The organism is Streptomyces sp. NPDC059668 (assembly GCF_042734135.1).
Taxonomy (GTDB): Bacteria; Actinomycetota; Actinomycetes; order Streptomycetales; family Streptomycetaceae; genus Streptomyces.
The window spans coordinates 16,963-20,953 of record NZ_JBHWEL010000111.1 but is presented as its reverse complement, the minus strand read 5'-3'; the positions used below and the strand labels follow the sequence as shown (position 1 = coordinate 20,953).

The 3,991-nt window shown below is 70.7% G+C and carries 2 protein-coding genes; one reads left to right on the top strand and one right to left on the bottom strand.

Translation table 11 applies throughout. The features are described 5' to 3' along the window. Positions 1-144: 144 nt before the first annotated feature. The gene (gene lysS / locus ACFV2J_RS40310; RefSeq protein WP_385097054.1) at positions 145-1,887 is read right to left on the bottom strand and encodes a lysine--tRNA ligase; all 1,743 of its coding nucleotides are present in this window, start codon (positions 1,885-1,887) and stop codon (positions 145-147) included. Positions 1,888-2,078: 191 nt separating this feature from the next. Between lysS and argS the strand changes: the two genes are divergently transcribed. Then, on the top strand, positions 2,079-3,848 hold the full coding sequence (gene argS / locus ACFV2J_RS40305; RefSeq protein WP_385097056.1) for an arginine--tRNA ligase: 1,770 nt from the start codon (positions 2,079-2,081) through the stop codon (positions 3,846-3,848). The last annotated feature ends 143 nt before the right edge of the window (positions 3,849-3,991 follow it).

Here is a 3,991-nt window from a genome sequence, read left to right as displayed (position 1 = left end):
TGCGACAACCTACCCCCCCCCCCCCCTCCGGCGCTACCCCCGGCCCCCCCAGAGTGGTCGGCTGGGGGGGGGTCCGCGGGCGGGGGGGGCGGGTTCCCCCGGGCCCCCCCCCTTCTCGTGCGGCCGAAGGCCAGGGTCGCGGTCCTAGGCCGCGAGCAGCTTGCGCACGCGGTCCTGGCCGACCGCGAGCAGCAGCGTGGGCAGGCGCGGGCCGGTGTCGCGTCCGACGAGCAGGTGGTAGAGCAGCGCGAAGAACGTGCGCTGGGCGACCTTGATCTCCGCCGGGAGCTCCTTGGCGGTGGCCTCGGCCGGGAAGCCGGCCTGGACCTTGGGGACGCCGTAGACGAGATGGGTCAGGCCGTCCAGGGACCAGTTCTTGTCCAGGCCGTCCAGGAGCAGCCGCAGCGACTCGCGGCCCGGGTCGTCGAGGGACGCGAGCAGTTCGGCGTCGGGCTCGGCGCGCACGACGGTGCGCTCCTCCGCCGGGACCTGGGTGTTGATCCAGGTCTCGGCCTTGTCGAGCCGGGGCCGGACCTCGTCGAGCGAACCGAGCGGGTTCTGCGGGTCGAGTTCGCTGAGGATGCGCAGGGTCTGGTCCTCGGCGCCGGCGGTGATGTCGGCGACGGAGGCGAGGGTGCGGTACGCCATCGGGCGGGGGGTCCTGGGCAGTTCCCCGGCTGCGGTGCCGACCGCGCGGGCGTACGCGGCGGCGTCGGCGGGCAGCACGGAGCCGTCGGCGACCTTGCCGGCGAGCTTGTCCCACTCGTCGTAGAGCCGCTGGATCTCCTGGTCGAAGGCGATCTTGAACGACTGGTTGGGGCGGCGCCGGGCGTACAGCCAGCGCAGCAGCTGCGGCTCCATGATCTGCAGCGCGTCGGCCGGGGTGGGGACCCCGCCCTTGCTGCTGGACATCTTGGCCATGCCGCTGATGCCGACGAAGGCGTACATCGGTCCGATCGGCTGCTCGCCGCCGAAGATCCCGACGATCTGGCCGCCGACCTGGAAGGAGGACCCCGGTGACGAGTGGTCGACACCGCTCGGCTCGAAGATCACGCCCTCGTGGGCCCAGCGCATCGGCCAGTCGACCTTCCAGACCAGCTTGCCGCGGTTGAACTCGCTGAGCCGGACGGTCTCGGAGAAGCCGCAGGCCGAGCAGGTGTACGTCAGCTCGGTCGTCTCGTCGTCGTAGGCCGTGACGGTGGTGAGGTCCTTCTCGCACCGCCCGCAGTAGGGCTTGTACGGGAAGTACCCGGCGGTGGAGCTGCCGTCGTCCTCGGCGGCGGCGCCCGATCCCTCGGCGGCCTCCAGCTCGGCCTCGTCGACCGGCTTCTGGCCCTGCTGCTTCTTGGCGGGGGCCTTCTTGGTGCGGTACTGCTCCAGGACGGCGTCGATGTCCCCGCGGTGCCTCATCGCGAACAGGACCTGCTCGCGGTAGGCGCCGGAGGTGTACTGCTCGGTCTGGCTGATCGGGTCGTACGTGACGCCGAGCTCGGCGAGCGCCTCGGTCATCGCGGCCTTGAAGTGCTCGGCCCAGTTCGGGTGCTCCGAGCCCTTCGGGGCGGGGACGGAGGTCAGCGGCTTGCCGATGTGCTCGGCCCAGGACTCGTCGATGCCGGGGACGCCGGCCGGGACCTTGCGGTAGCGGTCGTAGTCGTCCCAGGAGATCAGGTGGCGCACGGTGAGGCCGCGGCGGCGGATCTCGTCGGCGACCAGGTGCGGGGTCATGACCTCGCGCAGGTTGCCGAGGTGGATGGGGCCGGAGGGGGAGAGTCCGGACGCGACGACGACCGGTTTGCCCGGGGCACGACGCTCCGACTCGGCGATGACCTCGTCCGCGTAACGGGAGACCCAGTCGGTGGTCTCGGTGCTCTGAGCCACGATCGGCACGTCCTTCTTTCTGATACGCCAGTACGGCTGTCCGCACCATTCTCCCAGCTGGGACCGGAACCACGAAAACGGCTTTTCAGTGCCCCCTCGTCACCCGGCGCCGCCGGGCCGTCGCAGCGAATTCCGCTTGCTCCCCCATGGGATACTGGCCGGGTCCATCTGAATCCCTCGAGGAGAACGGCATCCACCCCATGGCCTCGGTCACGTCCCTCACCGCTTCCGTCCACCAGCGCCTCGCGGACGCCCTCACGGCAGCCCTGCCGGAGGCCGGTTCCGCGGACCCGCTGCTGCGACGAAGCGACCGGGCCGACTTCCAGGCCAACGGGATCCTGGCGCTCGCGAAGAAGGCGAAGGCGAACCCGAGAGAGCTGGCGACGCAGGTCGTGGCGCGGGTCGAGTCGGGTGAGGTGATCAAGGACATCGAGGTCTCCGGACCCGGCTTCCTGAACATCACGATCACCGACCGGGCGATCACCGAGAACCTGGCCGCGCGGTACGCGGACACCGCGCGTCTCGGCGTGCCGTTCGTGGAGCACCCGGGCACGACGGTGATCGACTACGCGCAGCCGAACGTGGCCAAGGAGATGCACGTAGGTCACCTCCGCTCGGCCGTGATCGGTGACGCGGTGGTCCAGATCCTGGAGTTCGTGGGCGAGTCCGTCGTACGGCGTCACCACATCGGCGACTGGGGCACCCAGTTCGGCATGCTCATCCAGTACCTGATCGAGCATCCGCACGAGCTGGACCACCAGGGCGGCGAGGTCTCCGGCGAGGAGGCCATGTCGAACCTGAACCGCCTCTACAAGGCGGCGCGGACGCTCTTCGACTCCGACGAGGAGTTCAAGACGCGGGCGCGGCGCCGGGTGGTGGACCTCCAGGCGGGCGAGCCCGAGACGCTGGCGATGTGGCAGAAGTTCGTGGACGAGTCGAAGATCTACTTCTACTCGGTCTTCGAGAAGCTCGACATGGAGATCCGCGACCCGGACGTGGTCGGCGAGTCCGGTTACAACGACATGCTGGACGAGACCTGCCGCCTCCTGGAGGAGTCCGGCGTCGCCGTCCGCTCGGAGGGCGCCCTGTGCGTCTTCTTCGACGACATCAAGGGGCCCGAGGGCAACCCGGTCCCGCTGATCGTGCGGAAGTCGGACGGCGGCTACGGCTACGCGGCGACGGACCTGTCCGCGATCCGTGACCGGGTCTTCCGGCTCAAGGCGTCGACGCTCCTGTACGTCGTGGACGCCCGCCAGTCCCTGCACTTCAAGATGGTCTTCGAGACCGCGCGCAGGGCGGGCTGGCTGAACGACGACGTGAAGGCGCACCAGCTCGCCTTCGGCACGGTGCTGGGCAAGGACGGCAAGCCGTTCAAGACCCGTGAGGGCGAGACGATCCGGCTGGTGGACCTGCTGGACGAGGCGATCGAGCGGGCGACGACCGTGGTCCGCGAGAAGGCCGAGAAGGTGGGCCTGAGCGAGCAGGAGATCGTGGAGAACGGCCGGTACGTCGGTATCGGTGCCGTGAAGTACGCGGACCTCTCCACCTCCGCCGTCCGGGACTACAAGTTCGACCTGGACCAGATGGTCTCGCTGAACGGCGACACGTCGGTGTACCTCCAGTACGCGTACGCCCGTGTCCGGTCGATCTTCGGCAAGGCCGGCGACCGTACGCCGCTCGCCCACCCGGAGCTCGAACTGGCCCCGGCGGAGCGGGCGCTGGGTCTGCACCTGGACCGGTTCGGGGAGACGCTGGAGGAGGTCGCCGCGGAGTACGCGCCGCACAAGCTGGCGGCGTACCTGTACCAACTGGCGTCGCTCTACACGACGTTCTACGACCAGTGCCCGGTGATCAAGCCCGCGCCGGCCCAGGAGGTGGCGGAGAACCGGCTGTTCCTCTGCGACCTCACCGCCCGCACGCTCCACCAGGGCATGGCCCTGCTGGGCATCAGGACGCCCGAGCGGCTCTGACGGCTGGGCGGGACGCGCGGACCTCGCGGCCCCGGGGGGGGGGGGGGGGCGCCCCCCCCCCCCGGGGGGCGCGGGGGGGGGCGGGGGGGGCGGGGGGGGCGCCCCCCCCCCGGGGGGGGGCCCCCCCCCGGGGGGGGGGTTTA

Coding starts and splice junctions, on each gene's coding strand:
- argS (WP_385097056.1), top strand. CDS start 2,079: ATGGCCTCGGTCACGTCCCTCACCGCTTCCGTCCACCAGCGCCTCGCG.